Genomic DNA, 18,016 nt, shown 5'->3' with positions numbered 1-18,016 from the left:
CCTGACCCGCCCGTATAGCGGACTCACCCATTCCTTACTCACCCCCACCGATACGGTGGACGCAACACCAGCACACCAAGGAGATATCCCAGTGGCCGAGCTGTTCTACGACGACGATGCCGACCTGTCCATCATCCAGGGCCGCAAGGTCGCGGTGATCGGTTACGGCAGCCAGGGCCACGCCCACGCGCTGTCGCTCCGTGACTCGGGTGTCGACGTCCGCGTCGGTCTGCACGAGGGCTCCAGGTCCAAGGCGAAGGCCGAGGAGCAGGGCCTGCGCGTGGTGACGCCGTCCGAGGCGGCGGCCGAGGCCGACGTCATCATGATCCTGGTCCCGGACCCGATCCAGGCCCAGGTGTATGAGGAGTCGATCAAGGACAACCTGAAGGACGGCGACGCGCTGTTCTTCGGCCACGGCCTCAACATCCGCTTCGGGTTCATCAAGCCGCCGGCCAACGTGACCGTGGCGATGGTCGCTCCGAAGGGCCCGGGTCATCTGGTGCGCCGTCAGTACGAGGAGGGCCGTGGTGTTCCGTGCATCGTGGCCGTCGAGCAGGACCCCCAGGGCAACGGTCTGGCGCTGGCCCTGTCGTACGCGAAGGGCATCGGCGGCACGCGGGCGGGTGTCATCAAGACGACGTTCACCGAGGAGACCGAGACCGACCTGTTCGGTGAGCAGGCCGTGCTCTGCGGTGGTACGGCGGCGCTGGTGAAGGCGGGTTTCGAGACGCTGACGGAGGCGGGTTACCAGCCGGAGATCGCGTACTTCGAGTGTCTGCACGAGCTGAAGCTGATCGTGGACCTCATGTATGAGGGCGGTCTGGAGAAGATGCGCTGGTCGATCTCGGAGACCGCCGAGTGGGGCGACTACGTGACCGGTCCGCGGATCATCACCGCCGATACGAAGGCGGAGATGAAGAAGGTTCTCGCGGAGATCCAGGACGGTACGTTCGCGAAGAACTGGATGGAGGAGTACCACTCGGGTCTGAAGAAGTACAACGAGTACAAGACCCAGGACTCCGAGCACCTCCTGGAGACCACCGGCAAGGAGCTCCGCAAGCTCATGAGCTGGGTCCAGAACGACGAGGCGTAAGCCGGATGTCAGCGGGGTCGGGCACAGTATCCGTGTCCGGCCCCGTCGGCTACCGCACGACCCTGGACAACCAGTCCAACCCCCATCGGGTGATCCTGCCTTCGTGGCGGAAAACCCTCGGGGGAGCAGCACTACACTGCTCAGCAACACAAACGCGTCAGGCCCACAGCGTCGTGCGTCTTCCACGCGGCTAGCCCCTCCACCGCCTGCGGCCGTCGGGACGGCCGTCCGCAAAGGATTCAGTGAGGACCCACGTGAGCTCGAAACCTGTCGTACTCATCGCTGAAGAGCTGTCGCCCGCCACCGTCGACGCCCTCGGGCCGGACTTCGAGATCCGGCACTGCAACGGAGCCGACCGCGCGGAACTGCTGCCCGCCATCGCCGGTGTCGACGCGATCCTGATCCGCTCGGCCACCAAGGTCGACGCGGAGGCGGTCGCCGCCGCCAAGAAGCTGAAGGTCGTCGCCCGCGCGGGAGTCGGCCTCGACAACGTCGACGTCTCGGCCGCCACCAAGGCCGGCGTCATGGTCGTGAACGCACCGACCTCCAACATCGTCACCGCCGCCGAGCTCGCCTGCGGCCTCCTGGTCGCCACCGCGCGCAACATCCCGCAGGCCAACACCGCGCTGAAGAACCGCGAGTGGAAGCGGAGCAAGTACACCGGCGTCGAGCTGAGCGAGAAGACCCTCGGCGTCGTCGGCCTCGGCCGCATCGGCGTCCTGGTCGCCCAGCGCATGTCGGCCTTCGGCATGAAGATCGTCGCGTACGACCCCTATGTGCAGCCGGCCCGCGCCGCCCAGATGGGCGTCAAGCTGCTCTCCCTCGACGAGCTGCTCGAAGTCTCCGACTTCATCACCGTGCACCTGCCCAAGACCCCCGAGACGCTCGGCCTGATCGGCGACGAGGCGCTGCACAAGGTGCAGCCGCACGTGCGGATCGTGAACGCGGCGCGCGGCGGCATCGTGGACGAGGCCGCGCTGTACTCCGCCCTCAAGGAGGGCCGCGTCGCGGGCGCCGGTCTGGACGTGTACGCGAAGGAGCCCTGCACGGACTCCCCGCTGTTCGAGCTCGACCAGGTCGTCTGCACCCCGCACCTGGGCGCGTCCACCGACGAGGCCCAGGAGAAGGCCGGCATCGCCGTCGCCAAGTCCGTACGCCTCGCCCTCGCGGGCGAACTGGTGCCGGACGCGGTCAACGTCCAGGGCGGCGTGATCGCCGAGGACGTCAAGCCCGGCCTGCCGCTGGCCGAGCGCCTCGGCCGCATCTTCACCGCGCTGGCGGGCGAGGTCGCGGTCCGCCTCGACGTCGAGGTGTACGGCGAGCTCACCCAGCACGACGTCAAGGTGCTCGAACTCTCCGCGCTCAAGGGCGTGTTCGAGGACGTGGTGGACGAGACGGTCTCCTACGTGAACGCGCCGCTCTTCGCGCAGGAGCGCGGCGTGGAGGTCCGCCTGACCACGTCGAGCGAGTCCCCGAACCACCGCAACGTGGTGACCGTGCGCGGCACCCTCTCGAACGGCGAGGAGGTCTCGGTCTCCGGCACTCTGGCCGGCCCCAAGCACCTCCAGAAGGTCGTCGCGATCGGCGAGTTCGACGTGGACCTGGCGCTCGCGGACCACATGATCGTGCTGCGCTACGAGGACCGTCCGGGCATCGTCGGCACCGTCGGCCGGGTGCTCGGCGAGGCCGGGCTCAACATCGCCGGCATGCAGGTCTCCCGCGCGGAGGAGGGCGGCGACGCGCTCGCCGTGCTGACCGTGGACGACACCATCCCGCAGAACGTGCTGACCGAGGTCGCCGAGGAGATCGGCGCCAACTCGGCCCGCTCGGTGAACCTGACCGACTGACCCGCGCCGGTCCCGCGGCCCCGTACCCGGCCCGCAGAATCCGACTTAGACGCTTGTCTTAGACGGATGTCTGCATGCCGGGTACGCTGCTGTCATGGGACACCGTGAGGATCTGCTCGAAGGCGCCAAGCGCTGCCTGCTGGAAAAGGGCTACGCCCGCACCACCGCCCGCGACATCGTCGCCGAGTCCGGCACCAACCTGGCCTCCATCGGCTACCACTACGGCTCCAAGGAGGCCCTGCTCAACCTGGCCTTCCTGAAGCTGACCGAGGAGTGGGGCGACGCGGTCGCCGAGGGCCGGGACAAGGGGGCCGTGGCCGAGGACCTGCCCCCGCTGGAACGCTTCGAGCGGGGCTGGGCGGGCGTCATCGACTCGTACGAGCGGAGCCGCCCGGTCTGGAAGCTCCAGATGGAGATCGTCTCCCGGATCGACAGCGACCCCGAGCTCCAAAAGGCCCTCGCCGGGCCGCAGTTGGAGGGGCGCAAGGGCCTCGCGGAGGGCTTCCTCGGCATCGACGAGAACGCCGACCCCGAACGGGCGCGGCTCGCCGGCACCTTCTACCAGGCGCTGCTCGCCGGGGTGATGGTCCAGTGGATGGTCGACCCGGAAACGGCCCCCTCGGCGAAGGACCTGACCGAGGGCCTGAAGATCGTCATGGGGCTCGACGGGGACGAGGGCGCCGAGGGCGCCCAGGGTGCGAGCTGAGGGTCACGCCGGGGACCCAGGGCTGGAGCTGACGGTCAACTCCCGTTCCCAGGGCCGGAGTTGACCGTCACAGCCGCGCCGCCTTCAGCGCCATGTGCAGCAGCAGCCGGTCCTCGCCCTGGTCCAGGTCGAGGCCGGTGAGGTGCTCGACGCGGGACAGCCGGTAGTAGAGCGTCTGGCGGTGGATGCCCAGGGCCGCCGCCGCGCGCCCCGCCTGGCCCGCGTGGTCGAGGAACACCTCGGCGGTGCGGGCGAGTTCACGGTGCGCCGGGGTCAACAGGGCCCGCACCGCCGGGTCCTGGTCCCGTACGGCGGGCAGCGCGGTCAGTATGCGGTACGGGCCGATGTCCGACCACTGGGCGACCGGGCCGAGCCGGGGTTCCGCGAGCGCCGCACGCACGGCGGAGGTCGCCTCCTGGTGCGCGAGGGCGAGCTCGGCGAGACCGCGGCGGGCCACCGCCACCCCGGCCGCCGCACCGTTCCCGGCATCCCCGCGCAGCCGCTCCGCCGCGGTCCGGGCCGGCGCGAGCGCGTCCGCCGACCGCAACCGGACCAGGGCGGCGAGACCCAGCCCCGCGCTCGCGCCCAAAGACGGCCACGGCACCGTGCACACCGCCGCGGCGCCGGGCACCGTACGGGCCGAAGGGGCGTCCTCGCCCGGCCACGGGGCCACGAACACCAGCGCGTGCAGGCCCTCCGCGTCCGGGCCGAGGGCTGTCTGCAGCGCGGCCGTCGCGGTGTCGCGCTGCCAGCCGCGCTCGGCGGTCAGCGCCGCCCGGAACTCGCGCGAGAGGTCCGCGCCGGCCTGCGCCTCGTCCGCGAGCAGCACCCCGATCCGGGCCGCCACTTCCATCGCCGCGGCCAGCTTGTCCGCGGCCGGTCCCGGCTCGGCGTCGAGCAGCCAGACGTATCCGAGGGCGACGCCCCGGTGGCGCACCGGAAGGCAGATGCGGCTGCGGAAGACCCCCGCGTCGGGGGCGGCCGGAATGCGGACCGGGCCGGTGGCGCGGGTGATGCCGAAGGCCTCGAACCAGGCGCGGACGGCGGGCGTCGACTTCCTGGTCAGGATCGAACGGGTGCGGACCGGGTCCATCGCGAGGTCGTCCTCGGAGTCGTGCGCACCGAAGGCGATCAGCCCGAAATCCCGGTTCTCCAGCGTCGCGGGGGCGCCGAGCAGCGCCGAGATTTCATCGACCAGATCCTGGTAGTCGCCCTTCACAAGAGCCATTCTCGCTCATCCAGGAAGGCGCTTCAGACATGTGTATGAGATCTGGGCCACGGATGCGTGACAGCTGTCGATGGCAGAGGATCGGGGAGATCCTTAGGTTTCACGGTGGTTCTCCGTGCCGTTACCGGTACGTCCGGAAGGCGTCCATCGTCCCTTCGGTCCCGGTCACGGCCCCGTCTAGTTCTTTCCGTGGAGGTGCCCCGTGCTGGGTCCCGTGATCCTCGCCGCGTCGCGCAGCGACAAGATGCGCAAGCTTGTTTCGGCCGCCCCGGTGACCAAGCCCGTGGTGAACCGGTTCATCCCCGGCGAGACCGTCGACCAGGTCGTCCCGATCGTCGAGGAGACCGTCGGCAAGGGCCTGGAGCTCACCCTCGACGTGGTGGGCGAGGACATCACCACCCCCGAGCAGGCCGGCCACGCCCGCGACGCCTACCTCGAACTCATCGAGCGCCTCAAGGAGCTCGGCCACGGCACCAAGGCCGAGATGTCGGTGAAGCTGTCGATGTTCGGCCAGGCGCTGGAGGGCGGCCACGAGCTGGCGCTCGCCAACGTCCGCCCGGTAGTCGAGGCCGCAGCCTCCATCGGCACCACGGTCACCCTGGACGCGGAGGACCACACCACCCTCGACTCGATGTTCGCCATCCACGAGGAGCTGCGGAAGGACTTCCCGGGGACCGGCTGCGTCATCCAGGCCTACCTCTTCCGCACCGAGGCCGACGCCCGCCGCCTGGCCGCGAACGGCAGCCGCGTGCGCATCGTGAAGGGCGCCTACAAGGAGCCCGCCGAGGTCGCCTACCAGGACAAGGGCGAGATCGACAAGGCGTACGTCCGCATCCTGAAGATCCTCATGGAGGGCGAGGGCTACCCGATGATCGGGTCCCACGACCCGCGCCTGATAGCCATCGGCCAGGAGCTCGCCCGGCGCGCAGGGCGCAAGCTGGACGAGTACGAGTTCCAGATGCTGTACGGGATCCGCAGCGAGGAGCACCTGCGGCTCGCCGCCGAGGGCCACCGGATGCGCGTCTACACGGCGTACGGCACCGACTGGTACGGCTACTTCATGCGGCGCCTCGCGGAGAAGCCGGCCAACCTGCTGTTCTTCGTCCGCTCGATGATCACAAAGAACTAGATTTCGGACAGGCCCCGAGCCTCCGCTCACCCGAACACCCCTCACAAAGGAGTATAGGAATCATGGACGCTGTGACCCAGGTCCCCGCCCCGGTCAACGAGCCGGTGCACGGCTACGCCCCTGGTTCCCCGGAGCGCGCCCGTCTGGAAGCCAAGCTCAAGGAACTGGCGGAGAACCCCGTCGACCTGCCGATGACCATCAACGGTGAGAAGCGGATGGGCGGTGGCCAGCGCTTCGACGTCGTGCAGCCGCACAACCACCGTGCCCTCCTCGGCACCTACGCCAACGCCACCGAGCAGGACGCCCAGGACGCGGTCGACGCCGCGCTCGCCGCCGCCCCGGCCTGGCGCGCGATGTCCTTCGACGACCGCGCCGCGATCATCCTGCGCGCCGCCGAGCTGCTCGCAGGCCCCTGGCGCGAGACGCTGGCCGCCTCCACGATGCTCGGCCAGTCGAAGACCGCCCAGCAGGCCGAGATCGACACCCCGTGCGAGCTCGTCGACTTCTGGCGCTTCAACGTCCACTACGCCCGCAACCTGCTCGCCGAGCAGCCCCCGGCGAACTCGCCGGGCGTGTGGAACCGCATGGACCACCGCCCGCTCGAAGGCTTCGTCTACGCGATCACGCCGTTCAACTTCACGGCCATCGCGGGCAACCTGCCGACCGCCCCGGCCCTGATGGGCAACGTCGTCGTGTGGAAGCCGTCCCCGACGCAGACCCACGCCGCCGTGCTGCTCATGCAGCTCCTGGAGGAGGCGGGCCTGCCCAAGGGCGTCATCAACCTCGTCACCGGTGACGGCCTGGCCGTCTCCGAGGTCGCCCTGAACCACCGCGACTTGGCGGGCATCCACTTCACGGGTTCGACCAAGACCTTCCAGCACCTGTGGAAGACCGTCGGCACGAACATCGAGAAGTACCGCACCTACCCGCGCCTGGTCGGCGAGACGGGCGGCAAGGACTTCGTCGTCGCGCACCCGAGCGCCGACCGCGCCGTCCTGAAGACCGCGCTGACCCGCGGCTCCTTCGAGTTCCAGGGCCAGAAGTGCTCCGCGTCCTCGCGTGCGTACATTCCGGCGTCGATCTGGAACGACGGCTTCAAGGAGAAGTTCGCGGCCGAGGTCGACGGCATCTCCATGGGTGACGTCACCGACCTGTCGAACTTCATCGGCGCGGTCATCGACGAGCGTTCGTTCGCCAAGAACAAGGCCGCGATCGACCGCGCGAAGGCCGACGCCTCCTGCACGATCGTCGCGGGCGGCACGTACGACGACTCGGTGGGCTACTTCGTCCGCCCGACCGTCATCGAGTGCACCGACCCGGCGAACGAGGTCTTCACGACCGAGTACTTCGGCCCGATCCTGGCGATCCACGTCTACGACGACGCCAAGTACGACGAGATGCTGGAGCAGATGGAGTCGGCCTCCGACTACGCCCTGACCGGCGCCGTCATCTCCAACGACCGCGCCGCGGCCGCCCACACGATGGAGAAGCTCCGCTACGCGGCGGGCAACTTCTACATCAACGACAAGTCGACCGGCGCCGTCGTCGGCCAGCAGCCCTTCGGCGGCGGCCGCGCGTCGGGCACCAACGACAAGGCGGGCGCCCCGCAGAACCTGATGCGCTGGACGCTGACCCGCGCCATCAAGGAGACGCTGGTCCCGCCGACCGACTACGGCTACCCGCACATGGGCTGACCTTCGGTCGCACCGAAACCCCGCCCCCGTCCTTGGTCCCCCAACCGAGGACGGGGGCGGTTCCATGTCCGGACACAGGCTCTCAGACCTCGACCAGCACCTGGTCGAGCGACTTGCGGACCAGATCCGGTACTTCGCAGTCGTCGGCGGGGTAGCCGACCGGGATGACGGCGAACGCCTTCTCGTTCGCGGGCCGCTCCAGGACCTCGGACAGGAAGCGCATCGGGCTCGGCGTGTGGACGAGGGCCGCCAGGCCGGACTGGTGGAGGGCGGAGAGCAGCATGCCCACCGCGATGCCGACCGACTCGTCGACGTAGTAGTGCTTGTGCTTGGTGCCGTCCTCGGCCAGCCAGTAGCGCTGCTGGAAGACGACGAGCAGCACCGGGGCGTCGGTCAGATGGGTCTTCACGGCGTCCGTGCCGATGGGCCGCAGCGCCGCGAGCCACTCCTCGCCGAGCCGCCCGTCGTAGGAGATCCGCTCCTCCTCCTCGGCCGCCGCGCGGATCCTGCGCCGTACGTCCGCGTCCTTGACCAGGACGAACGTCCACGGCTGCTGGTGGGCGCCGGACGGGGCGGTCGCGGCGCAGGCGACCGCGTCACGGACGGCCCGCTCGGGGACGGGGTCGGGTGAGAAGCGGCGTACGGTGCGGCGCTCGTCCATGCGCTCGCGCAACTCGGCGGCCCGCGCCAGGGTCTCGGTGCTCGCCATCCGGGCCGGACGGTAGGGGACGGGCCGGTACGGCTCGCCGTGGATCGGGGTCCAGTGCTGCTCGGTAGGTGTGGGCATGGGGCGAGTCTGGCGGCGGGGCGTGGTCTGGGCCAAGTGATGTGGCGCGCAGGTGACTTGAAAGGTTCGGAGGGTGGCCTCCGCCTCGGCCGCGGGGTGCCTCGGGGAGCCCGGCCACCATCCGCGTGGTGCGGTTTTTGGGCAGCCATTACGATGCAGCTCTCTCCGTGCACGTGTGCGGATGAGTTGTTCCTTGGGGGGAACCTTCCATGCGTACCAAGCTTCGCGCTGCCCTGGTGACGGCTGCTGCCGCCCTGGGGCTCGTCGCGACCTCCGTCGTTCCGGCCCAGGCCGCGACCGGCTTCGACCGCTGTCCTCAGGGCAAGTTCTGCGTCTTCGACGGCGCCGACGGCCAAGGCGCGATGGCGTCGTACTCGACTCCGCAGCGCGACCTCGGCGCCTGGCGTTCCAAGGCGTCGTCGGTCGTCAACCGCACCGGCTACGAACAGCTCTGCCTGTACAGCCGGACCAACTACGAGTACCTCGACTCCGTGCACGACGTCATGGCGGGCGGGCCGGGAAGCTACGGCATCAATCTGTCCGACTTCGCGGACGCCAACAGCCACCTGGACAACAACCTCGGCTCCGCCCGCTGGGCGCACACCGTACGGGAGTGCCAGGGCGGCACCGAGAGCATCGACTGGTCGACCCCGTACGGCCCCAACGCGGGTCCGGCCCAGTCGTTCGGCGACCTCAACCGCGACGGCGGGCCGGACCTGCTCCACCGCAGCTACGCGGGCCGGCTGTGGTTCCTGAGCGGCAACTCCGCCGGATCCCTGCTCGGGGCCGGCTGGAACTCCATGACGGCGATGACCCGGCACGGCGACCTCAACGGCGACCTCAACGAGGACCTGCTGGTCAGGGACACCACCGGGAACCTCTACATGTACCCGGGCAACGGCAACGGCTCGTTCGGCAACCGGCTGGCCCTCGGCGGTGGCTGGAACAGCATGAGCCAGATCCAGGCCACGGGCGACCTCAACGGCGACGGCAAGGGCGACCTGCTGGCCCGGGACACTGCCGGGAACCTCTACATGTACCCGGGCAACGGCAAGGGCTCGTTCGGCAACCGGCTGCTGCTCGGCGCCGGCTGGAACGCCATGAAGTCCTTCGCCGGGCCCGGCGACCTGAACGGCGACGGCAGGAACGACCTCGTCGTCAGCGAGAACAACGGCAAGCTGTGGCTCTACCCGGGCAACGGCAGGGGCGGGTTCGGCAACCGCGTCATGATCGGTACGGGTGGCTGGGCCGCGTACGACACCCTGCTCGGCATCGGCGACTACGACCAGGACGGGCACCCCGACCTGCTCGCCGTCGGCGGAGTCGTCCGCGTCTATCGAGGCCTCCAGGGCGGTGGGCTCGGCGAGGCCGAGACCGTCACCTACAACGTGGAGAACAGCGACACGCTGTTCTGAGCCGACGCGTGACCGGCGCCACATGAGCTCTCGTACTCAGGCAAAGCTCCGGCACGCGGTCGGCGTCACCCGCTGACCGACACCGCCCCCGTCTCGATGTGCCCCGTGTACCGGCGCGACCACGTCGAGTCGGAGTCGGCCGTGACCGTGAAGTCGTACCAGCCGTTCTGGTACGCCACCGCGTTGAAGAAGTCCTCGGTGGAGCCGCCCGCCGGGACGCTGTACGTCCACGTGCCGGTGCGGTACTGGTTCGAGGTGATCGTGAACTTCACTGTCGTGGCAGAGGAGTTGGTCATCTTGAACCACACCGCCATCTTGCCCGTGCCGGTCTCCACCGCGTAGCGCGCCGCCACCTCGACGGACTTGCCCGCCTGCGTCGCGTCGCCGACGAAACGGCGCAGGAAGCGGTTCGGGCCGACCATGGTGAAGTCGTACTTGCCCGCGCCCGCGCCCGTACCGATCTGGAAGAAGTCGGTGGCCGTGCCGCCCGGGTCGACCGTGTACTGCCACGGCGTGGTGTCCCGGTAGGCGTTGGGGTGCAGGGAGAAGTGCGCGGCGCTGGTGGCGGGGGAGCCCTGGTTGGCCATGGAGAACCAGGCCACGATCTGCCCGGCGGCCTTGAACTCGAACCGGTCGAGGTTGCCGTTCGGCTGGTACGGCAGCGCGCGGGCCGGGCGGGTGCCGGACTCCTGGGCGGGCAGCGCGTTGTTCTGCGGCGCGGGGTTGGGCAGCGGGCCGCACGTGCCGATGCCGATCACCTTGGTGGCCGGGAGCCCGGACGGCATGCCGTACACCGGCGAGGAGAAGTCGAAGAGGCCGGTCAGATCGCCGGTGACCTTGCGGCGCCAGGCGCTGATGTTCGGGCAGCCGGCCGGGGTGCCGAGGGCGGCCGTCCACTTCTCCATGAAGCGCAGTACGGAGGTGTGGTCGAAGACCTCCGAGGAGACCCAGCCACCGCGCGTCCAGGGCGACATGACGAGCATCGGCACACGAAAGCCGAGGCCGTACGGGATGCCGTTCAGGAACTCGCCCGCGGTCCCGGCGGGCGGCGACGGCGGGGGCACGTGGTCGAAGAAGCCGTCGTTCTCGTCGTAGTTGAGGAACAGGACGGTCGAGTCGAAGACGTCGGGGGCCGCGGCGAGCGCGCGGTAGACGAGGTCGACGAAGTGCGCGCCGTCGCCGGGCGGGGCGTACGGGTGCTCGGAGAATGCCTGGTTGGCGACCACCCAGGACACCTGGGGGAGCGTCCCGGCGAGCGCGTCCGCCTTGATCGCGGCGGCGATGTCGTCGGGGGTGGAGCCGGTGGCCGCCGGGACGGAGCCCATGCCGCGGTCGTGCAGCGGGTCACCGGCGGGCGCGGAGGTGAACTTCGAGAAGTAGGCGAGGCCGTTGTCGCCGTAGTTGTCGTTGGCGTTCTGGTACACCTTCCAGCTGACCCCGGCGCGCTGGAGCGCCTCGGCGTACGTCTCCCAGGTCAGGCCCGACTCGTCGCCGCCGTCGTAGCTGGAGCCGTCGACCTTGCCGCTCCACAGGTAGGTGCGGTTGGGCCCGGTGGCGCTGAGCGTCGCGCTGAAGTAGGCGTCGCAGATCGTGTAGTTGTCGGCGAGCACGTAGTGGAACGGGATGTCGCCCCGGTCGAGGTAGCCGAGCGAGCGCACGTTGCCGACGCCGGAGACCCAGCTGTCCATCCGGCCCTTGTTCCACGCCGCGTGCTGCGAGGTCCAGCTGTGCGGCAGGTCGCCGTTGCACTGGGCGAGGGTCTCGCCGTCGGCGCCGCCCGCGCCCGGGGTCGAGCTGAGCTTCCACGGGTACTGGCGTCCGAGGCCGTTGGGCTGGTTGAAGACGGGCTGCCCGCCCGAGAGCAGGATGCCGCTCTTGTCGCCGAAGCCCCGGACGCCCTTGAGGCGGCCGAAGTAGTGGTCGAAGCTGCGGTTCTCCTGCATCAGGATCACCACGTGCTTGACGTCCTTGATGGTGCCGGTCGCCGAAGCGGCCGCCGTGCTCGTGACCGCCGAACCGACGGCCTCGGCCGCCCCCGAGGGCAGCACGGCGCCGGCCGCCACGCCCGCGCCGAGAGCCACGAATCCTCTACGACTGATCGGTGTCATCCGCCCGCCTCTTCGGTCGCCTGTGCCCCAGCGGCACATCGAGCGCAAGAGTGGCGCCAGCCAATGGTCTGAAGCTAGACCTCTACAGGGAGAGATTTATGAACACTGGGTCAACGGCGGGGTTTCTTAAGGTCCGGTGAGAGGTGATGAGAGATCACATGGCCGACAAATAGGGGGCGCTCCCCGTCATCGGCCCCCGCCGTCATCGGCTCTCGATACCCCTGGCGATGTCCCGCTTCACCCCGAACCACCCGACCAGCACGCCCACGGGAGCCGCGCCCAGCATGCCGATGTAGACGGCGGGCCGGTTGAAGTCGAACAGGCCGAAGCCGTTGCCGAGCACCAGCAGCGTCATCGAGACGACGAACACCGCCACCAGCCCCCAGAACTTGGCGCTGAAGAACACGTGCCGGGCCGGCGGCGCCGGGGGCGCGGCCAGTTCGGCGGCCGGGCCCGCGCTGGCGGCGGCCGGGCGCTTGAAGTACGTCATGTGCAGCCAGCGGCCGCACGGCTCCCAGCCGTCCGGCTCAAGATCGGCGAGCAGCGCCTCGCGCCCCTTCGCGCCGTGCGCGGTCTCGCGGCGGTACTCCCAGCGCATCGCGGCGTCCGGCCGGCGGCACACGAAGCGGCCGACGAAGTCGATCCCCTCGACCTCCCAGCCCTCGGCCCCGTACTGGTTGAGGAGCAGGCGGTCGGTGTAGATGTCGGCGGTCCACTTCCAGGTCTCGGCCCCGGGCTCGGGCCGCTCGTCGGTGCGCCCCTGGGTGAGCCGGTCCGCGAAGACGTCCGGCGCCCCGAACTCCTCGTGGGCGTCGGCCGATCCGGACTCCGCGAGGTAGCCGGTCAGGTCGGCGACGGTCGCCGACACCTCCTGCTGCGGCAGGCCGCGAGCCGCGAGCAGCCGGCCGAGCTCGGCGAAGTATTCGGTGTTCACGCTGGTCCCCCTGGAAGTGTGCTGGTGAGCATGGCGGTGACGGCCGAGTGGAACTCACGCCAGGAAGCGCCCTGTTCGGCGAGCGCCCTGCGGCCGTCGTCGGTCAGCCGGTAGTAGCGGCGGCCCGGCCCGCGCTCGGCGGCCCGGAACTCGCCGACGGCCAGGCCGGCTTCCTCAAGGCGGTTGAGTACGGGATAGAGCGTCCCGCCCTTGATCTCGCCGAGCCCGGCGGCGGTGAGCGCCTTGGAGATCTCGTACCCGTAGCTCTCACCCCCGGTGAGACAGGACAGGACGAGGAGGTCAAGGACGCCCTTGAGCCAGCTGGATCTGCGGTCTGCGGCCATGCGTGTATTCCACCACCACCTAGGTAGGAATGCAATCTAGATCGGGGTGCCGAGCGTTGGGGATGCCGCGCGCGGGGAGTGCCGTGCACACGGAGTGCGTGCTCAGTCGGCCACGTGGATGAGGAGCTTCCCGGTGTTGGCCCCGCGCAGCATTCCGATGAACCCGTCCAGGATTCCCTCGAATCCGGCCACCACGGTCTCGTCCGACGCCACCCGCCCGGACCTCAGGTGCGGGACGAGGAAATCCTCCAACTCGCCTTGTGCGTCGCGGTAGTTGCGGACGAGTACGCCCTCCAGGCGGAGGCTCTTGTGGACCACGTCGTAGAGGTTGCGGGGCGCGGCCGGCGGTTCGGCGGGGCTGTTGTACTGGGCCACCGCGCCCACCCAGGCGATCCGGCCGTGGTCGCGAAGCCCCGCGATCGCACCTTCCAGGTGGGTGCCGCCCACGTTCTCGACGACCGCGTCGACCCCGTCCGGAGCGGCCTTGGCGAGCAGCTCGCCGACCGGACCCTCGTGATAGTCGAAGGCGGCGTCGTAACCGACCGTCCCCGTAAGGTAGTTGACCTTCTCCGGCGACCCCGCACTGCCGATGATCCGGCCCGCGCCGAGCAGCCGCGCGATGCGTCCGGCTGCCGTGCCGACGCCCCCGGCGGCCGCCGTGACGAACAGGTCCTCGCCGGGCTTGAGACGCAGGGTCCGGGTGAGCGCCACGTACGCCGTGAGCCCGGTGCCGCCGAGGATGCCGAGGTGGGCGGAGAGCGGGACGCCGTCGTACGCCTTGATCCTGCGCACCCCGTCGACGCCCAGGGTGACCAGCGCGTGGGTGCGCCAGCCCTGCCGGTGGAAGACGAGGTCGCCCACCGCGAGCCCGGGATCGCGCGAGGCGAGCACCCGGCCGAGCGCGCGGCCCTCCAGCGGGGTACCGAGCGGGCCCTCGTCCATCACCTCGCGGTGGTACGGGTCCACGGAGAGGTAGAGGTTCTCGACGAGCGCGGTGCCGGGAACGGGGTCCGGGACCTGGGCCCGGACCAGCTCGAAGTCGGCCGGGGTGGGGAGCCCGTCGGGGCGGGCGGACTGCTGAACGGTGATCGAAGTCGTCATGGCCCAGGACGTTAGAAAGGAATGCGCGGGCCCGGCAGGGGGTTGCGTCGATGGAACCGAGCGATCCATCAACTCTGCTCATACGTACAGGTAGGAGCCCCCATGCCCAGCGACCTCGCCCCGCACGAACTGCGCGTCCTGGTGGCCGTGGAGCGCGAGCGCGGCTTCTCCGCCGCCGCCGAGAAGCTCGGCATGACCCAGTCCGCCGTCTCGCACTCGGTGCGCTCCAGCGAGGCCAAGATAGGCGCCGTCCTCTTCGAGCGGGGCCGGCGCGGCGCGACCCCGACGCCCGCCGGGAGCCGGGCCGTCGCTCACGCCCGGCGGGTGCTCCGGCTCCTCGACACCCTGGCGGCCGAGGCGCGCGGGGCCGCGCCCGATCCGGCGGACGACACGGTGGCGGGGCCGCTGCGGATCGCCGCGTTCCGCAGCGCAGCACTCCAGTTGCTGCCCGCCGCACTGGAACGGCTCACCGCCCGGTACCCCGGGATCGTGCCGGAAGTCAGCCTGGTGCGGGAGGTCGGCGCGGGGACGGCCGGGGAGGTGGCGGCGGGGCGCGCGGACCTCGGCATCGCGACGATCGGCACCACCTCGCCGATCCCGCCCGGGCTCGTCGGCGACGTACTCCTGGAGGAGGGGTACGCGCTGGTGCACCCGGCCGGGCACGCCGCGCCGCGCTCGCTTCCGCTGGTCGACTGGACCGAGAACTGCACGTCGTACACCCGGAGTTGGTGGGCCGAGCAGGAGTGGATCCCGGCAGCCTCGGTCCGCGCCGAGGACGACGGAGCAGTGCTCTCGATGGTGAGCAGTGGTTTCGGAATGGCGATCATGCCGGAGCTGTCACTGGTCGGAGCACCGCCCACCATCGAGATCACCGATCTCGGTCCGGAGCGCCCGACACGCTCCGTCGGCTATGTGACCACGCCCGAACTCGCCGGATCGGTCGCCGTACGCGGCCTGATCAGGGAGCTGCGGGCACTGCGCCCTAGGCCAGTCGCTCAGCCGGCCGCGCCTCAATCAGCCCCTTCGCCAGTCCCTCAGTCGGTCGCGGCTCGGTCGGTCGCGCCGCGGTCGACCCGCCCGCAGCGGCCTCCGGCCCAGCCGGCCCGCCCCCAGCCGGTCGGCCCGCCCCGCTGACCTCCCCCACTATTTCGGCCAGCGCCCCTCGCAACCACCGGTGCGCCGGATCCGCGTCCACCCTGATGTGCCAGGCCTGCACGAACGGGATGGTCGGCAGGTCGAGCGGAATGTCGAGGGTCGTGAGCGGCATCGCCCGCGCCGCCTCGACGGCGAACTGACGCGGCACCAGCGCGAGCGCGTCCGAGCGGAGCGCGAAGAAGCAGGCCGCCGAGTACGTCGGCGCGGTGGCCAGCACGTCGCGGACCAGGCCGAGTTCGGCGAGCCGCTCGTCGACCACGCTGCGCACCCGGCCGCGCCGGGTGACCGTGATGTGGGGGAGCGCGGCGAACCGCTCGGGGGTCAACCGCTCGGCGGCGTAAGGCCCGTCGGCGCGCACCACCGCCGCATAGCTGTACTCGCCGAGCGGGCTGCTGCGGATGTCGTGCGGCAGATCGTGCATCTGCCCCACCTCCAGGTCGATCCGGTCCCGCAGATCGGCCGGGTCCTCCTCGCCCTCGGGGAGCATCCGAAGCCGCACCCCGGGCGCCTCGCGCATCACCCGCTCGGTCAGCGCCGAGCCGAAGATGACGGCCACGCCGTCGTTGGACCGGATGGTGAACTCTCTTCGCAGGGTGGCCAGTTCGAGCTCCGGCGGTGGGCGAAGCGCGGCCAGCGCGGCCGCCAGCGCGGCCTCCACGCGCGGCTGGAGCTCCCGGGCGCGCGGCGTCAGCGTCAGGCCGCGCCCCGACGGCACGAGCAGTTCGTCGCCCACCACCCTGCGCAGCCGCCCCAGGGTCCGGCTCATCGCGGACGGCGAGATCCGCATCTCGGCGGCGGCTCCCGCCACGCTCCCGGCCCGCAGCAGGGCGTCGAGCGAGGGCAGCAGATTCATGTCCGGCAGCTGTTGCATGCCCCGAGTATGGCCGAATGCTGCACCATATACACAGCTCGGTTAACCAATCGGACCTTGTGTGCAGCAATGGGCGGGGTCAGTCTTGACCTCATGCTCGAACCCAGACAGCGCGCTACCGCCCTGCTCGTCGCCGGCTGTTTCTTCATGGAGATGCTCGACGGCACCATCGTGGCCACCGCCGCCCCGCAGATGGCGGCCTCCCTCGACACCACGCCTGCCTCCGTCGGCCTGGTGATCACCGCGTATCTGCTGACCCTCGCCGTGCTCATACCGCTCAGCGGCTGGCTCACCGCCCGCTACGGCGCCCGGCGGATCTTCCTCACCGCGATCGTGGTGTTCACCCTCGCCTCGGCGGGCTGCGCGGCCAGCGGGAGCCTCGGCCTCCTCATAGCCATGCGCGTCCTCCAGGGCGCGGGCGGCGCCATGATGGTGCCGGTCGGCCGGCTCCTGGTGCTCAACGGGGCCCCGAAGACCGACATCCCGAAGATCATGGCGTACATCGTGTGGCCGGGCCTGATGGCACCCGTGGTCGCCCCGCTGCTCGGCGGACTGCTCGCCACGTACGCCAGCTGGCACTGGATGTTCCTGGTCAACCTGCCGCTGGGCGCCGCCGCGTTCGTCGTGGCCCGGCGCCTGGTGGCGGCCGGACCCACCGCGACCCCGCCGCCGCTCGACCTGCCCGGCGTGCTGCTCAGTTGCACCGGGCTCGCCGCCCTCACCTGGGCCGCCCACCTGGTCGCCGACACCCACAGCGGCTGGCCGGTGGTCGCCGCCGTGGCCGCGCTCGCGGTCCTCGCGCTCGGCGCGGCCGGGCGCCATCTGCTGCGCACCGCCCACCCGTTGGTCAATCTGCGCACCCTGGACGTGGCGTCGTTCCGGGCCTCCGTGACCGGCGGGTCGCTCTTCTGGCTCGTCGTCGGCGCCATGCCGTTCCTGCTGCCCCTCCTCTTCCAGGAGGTCTTCGGGTGGAGCGCGGTGAAGTCCGGCGCCGTGGTGCTTTTCGTGTTCGTCGGCAACATCGGGATCAAGCCCGCGACCACGTACCTCCTCAACCGCTTCGGCTTCCGTCCGCTGCTGCTCGTCTCCACCGCCGGGCTCGCCGCGACCGTCGCGGGCTGCGCGCTGCTCACCGGCGCGACGCCCGTCGCCGTGACCGCCGCCCTCGTCATGCTCAGCGGGGCCACCCGCTCGCTCGGCCTGACCTGCTACTCCACGATCGCGTTCAGCGAGATGGCACCCGAGCGGCTGCGCGACGCCAACGCGCTGTCCGCGACCGCCAACCAGCTCGCGGCCGGGCTCGGGGTGGCCGTCGCGACCGTCGCGCTGCGCCTGGGCGGCGCCGTCACCGGCGCCCCCTCCGCCGCCTACGCGGTGGCGTTCTGCCTGCTCGGCGTGGTCGGCCTGGCCCCCATGGTGGGTGCGCTGCGGCTGCACCGGGGCACGGGCGACGCGGTGCGTACGAAGCTCGCGAAGCCGTCTGCCCGCACCTCGTAGAGAGGCGCCCGTCTCAGATAGTAGGAAGTCCGAGTAATTGTGGAGACAGACTCGACCGCAAGGCTTAGCTTTGTAGAAGCCGAACGTCTCGCAGATCCAGCGAATGG

14 protein-coding genes and 1 pseudogene are annotated in these 18,016 nt (G+C 70.5%); 8 read left to right on the top strand and 7 right to left on the bottom strand.

What is annotated here, in order from left to right:
* Positions 1–91 precede the first annotated feature (91 nt).
* From ilvC to OHA17_RS12070, 3 genes are all read left to right on the top strand, one after another.
* Entirely contained in the window at positions 92–1,093 is a 1,002-nt protein-coding gene (gene ilvC, locus OHA17_RS12080; RefSeq protein ID WP_406506506.1) for a ketol-acid reductoisomerase, read from the top strand.
* Positions 1,094–1,347: 254 nt separating this feature from the next.
* Positions 1,348–2,940, top strand: coding sequence for a phosphoglycerate dehydrogenase (gene serA, locus OHA17_RS12075; protein WP_406506504.1), 1,593 nt, complete (start codon positions 1,348–1,350; stop codon positions 2,938–2,940).
* A 94-nt stretch (positions 2,941–3,034) separates the two neighbouring features.
* Positions 3,035–3,646, top strand: coding sequence for a TetR/AcrR family transcriptional regulator (locus OHA17_RS12070; RefSeq protein ID WP_406506502.1), 612 nt, complete (start codon positions 3,035–3,037; stop codon positions 3,644–3,646).
* A 67-nt stretch (positions 3,647–3,713) separates the two neighbouring features.
* Here the strand turns inward: OHA17_RS12070 and OHA17_RS12065 are convergent, their stop codons facing one another.
* On the bottom strand, positions 3,714–4,874 hold the full coding sequence (locus OHA17_RS12065; RefSeq protein WP_406506500.1) for a PucR family transcriptional regulator: 1,161 nt from the start codon (positions 4,872–4,874) through the stop codon (positions 3,714–3,716).
* Positions 4,875–5,076: 202 nt separating this feature from the next.
* Here OHA17_RS12065 and OHA17_RS12060 point away from each other — a divergent pair, with 202 nt between their 5' ends.
* A complete protein-coding gene (locus OHA17_RS12060) occupies positions 5,077–6,003 on the top strand; it encodes a proline dehydrogenase family protein (RefSeq protein ID WP_053723796.1) in 927 nt (308 codons plus the stop codon).
* A 62-nt stretch (positions 6,004–6,065) separates the two neighbouring features.
* Complete coding sequence (gene pruA, locus OHA17_RS12055) at positions 6,066–7,697, top strand: L-glutamate gamma-semialdehyde dehydrogenase (RefSeq protein ID WP_406506498.1); 1,632 nt, start codon at positions 6,066–6,068, stop codon at positions 7,695–7,697.
* An 82-nt stretch (positions 7,698–7,779) separates the two neighbouring features.
* On the opposite strand, the gene OHA17_RS12050 is transcribed toward pruA, so the two are convergent.
* A complete protein-coding gene (locus OHA17_RS12050) occupies positions 7,780–8,484 on the bottom strand; it encodes a nitroreductase family protein (protein ID WP_406506496.1) in 705 nt (234 codons plus the stop codon).
* 209 nt (positions 8,485–8,693) lie between these two features.
* On the opposite strand from OHA17_RS12050, the gene OHA17_RS12045 reads away from it, so the two are divergent.
* Positions 8,694–9,899, top strand: a complete 1,206-nt coding sequence (locus OHA17_RS12045; protein WP_406506494.1) for an FG-GAP-like repeat-containing protein — start codon at positions 8,694–8,696, stop codon at positions 9,897–9,899.
* 65 nt (positions 9,900–9,964) lie between these two features.
* Here the strand turns inward: OHA17_RS12045 and OHA17_RS12040 are convergent, their stop codons facing one another.
* From OHA17_RS12040 to OHA17_RS12025, 4 genes are all read right to left on the bottom strand, one after another.
* Positions 9,965–12,007, bottom strand: a complete 2,043-nt coding sequence (locus OHA17_RS12040; RefSeq protein ID WP_406506492.1) for a phosphocholine-specific phospholipase C — start codon at positions 12,005–12,007, stop codon at positions 9,965–9,967.
* 202 nt (positions 12,008–12,209) lie between these two features.
* Complete coding sequence (locus OHA17_RS12035; RefSeq protein WP_406506490.1) at positions 12,210–12,941, bottom strand: hypothetical protein; 732 nt, start codon at positions 12,939–12,941, stop codon at positions 12,210–12,212.
* Entirely contained in the window at positions 12,938–13,285 is a 348-nt protein-coding gene (locus tag OHA17_RS12030; protein WP_406506488.1) for a PadR family transcriptional regulator, read from the bottom strand. The genes OHA17_RS12035 and OHA17_RS12030 overlap by 4 nt, the downstream gene beginning before the upstream one ends.
* A 102-nt stretch (positions 13,286–13,387) precedes the next feature.
* Positions 13,388–14,386 (bottom strand): zinc-binding dehydrogenase, encoded by a 999-nt coding sequence (locus OHA17_RS12025; protein WP_406506486.1) that lies wholly within the window; start codon positions 14,384–14,386, stop codon positions 13,388–13,390.
* A 102-nt stretch (positions 14,387–14,488) separates the two neighbouring features.
* Between OHA17_RS12025 and OHA17_RS12020 the strand changes: the two genes are divergently transcribed.
* Entirely contained in the window at positions 14,489–15,520 is a 1,032-nt protein-coding gene (locus tag OHA17_RS12020) for a LysR family transcriptional regulator (protein ID WP_406506484.1), read from the top strand.
* A gap of 25 nt (positions 15,521–15,545) precedes the next feature.
* On the opposite strand, the pseudogene OHA17_RS12015 reads toward OHA17_RS12020, so the two are convergent.
* Positions 15,546–16,394: pseudogene (locus tag OHA17_RS12015) on the bottom strand (LysR family transcriptional regulator); the annotation flags it as partial.
* A gap of 111 nt (positions 16,395–16,505) precedes the next feature.
* On the opposite strand from OHA17_RS12015, the gene OHA17_RS12010 reads away from it, so the two are divergent.
* On the top strand, positions 16,506–17,909 hold the full coding sequence (locus OHA17_RS12010; RefSeq protein WP_406506482.1) for an MFS transporter: 1,404 nt from the start codon (positions 16,506–16,508) through the stop codon (positions 17,907–17,909).
* Positions 17,910–18,016 lie beyond the last annotated feature (107 nt).

Source organism: Streptomyces sp. NBC_00212, assembly GCF_045206365.1.
Taxonomy (GTDB): domain Bacteria; phylum Actinomycetota; class Actinomycetes; order Streptomycetales; family Streptomycetaceae; genus Streptomyces.
The sequence above is the reverse complement of the archived record's forward strand: the minus strand, read 5'-3'. Positions and strand labels throughout refer to the sequence as shown.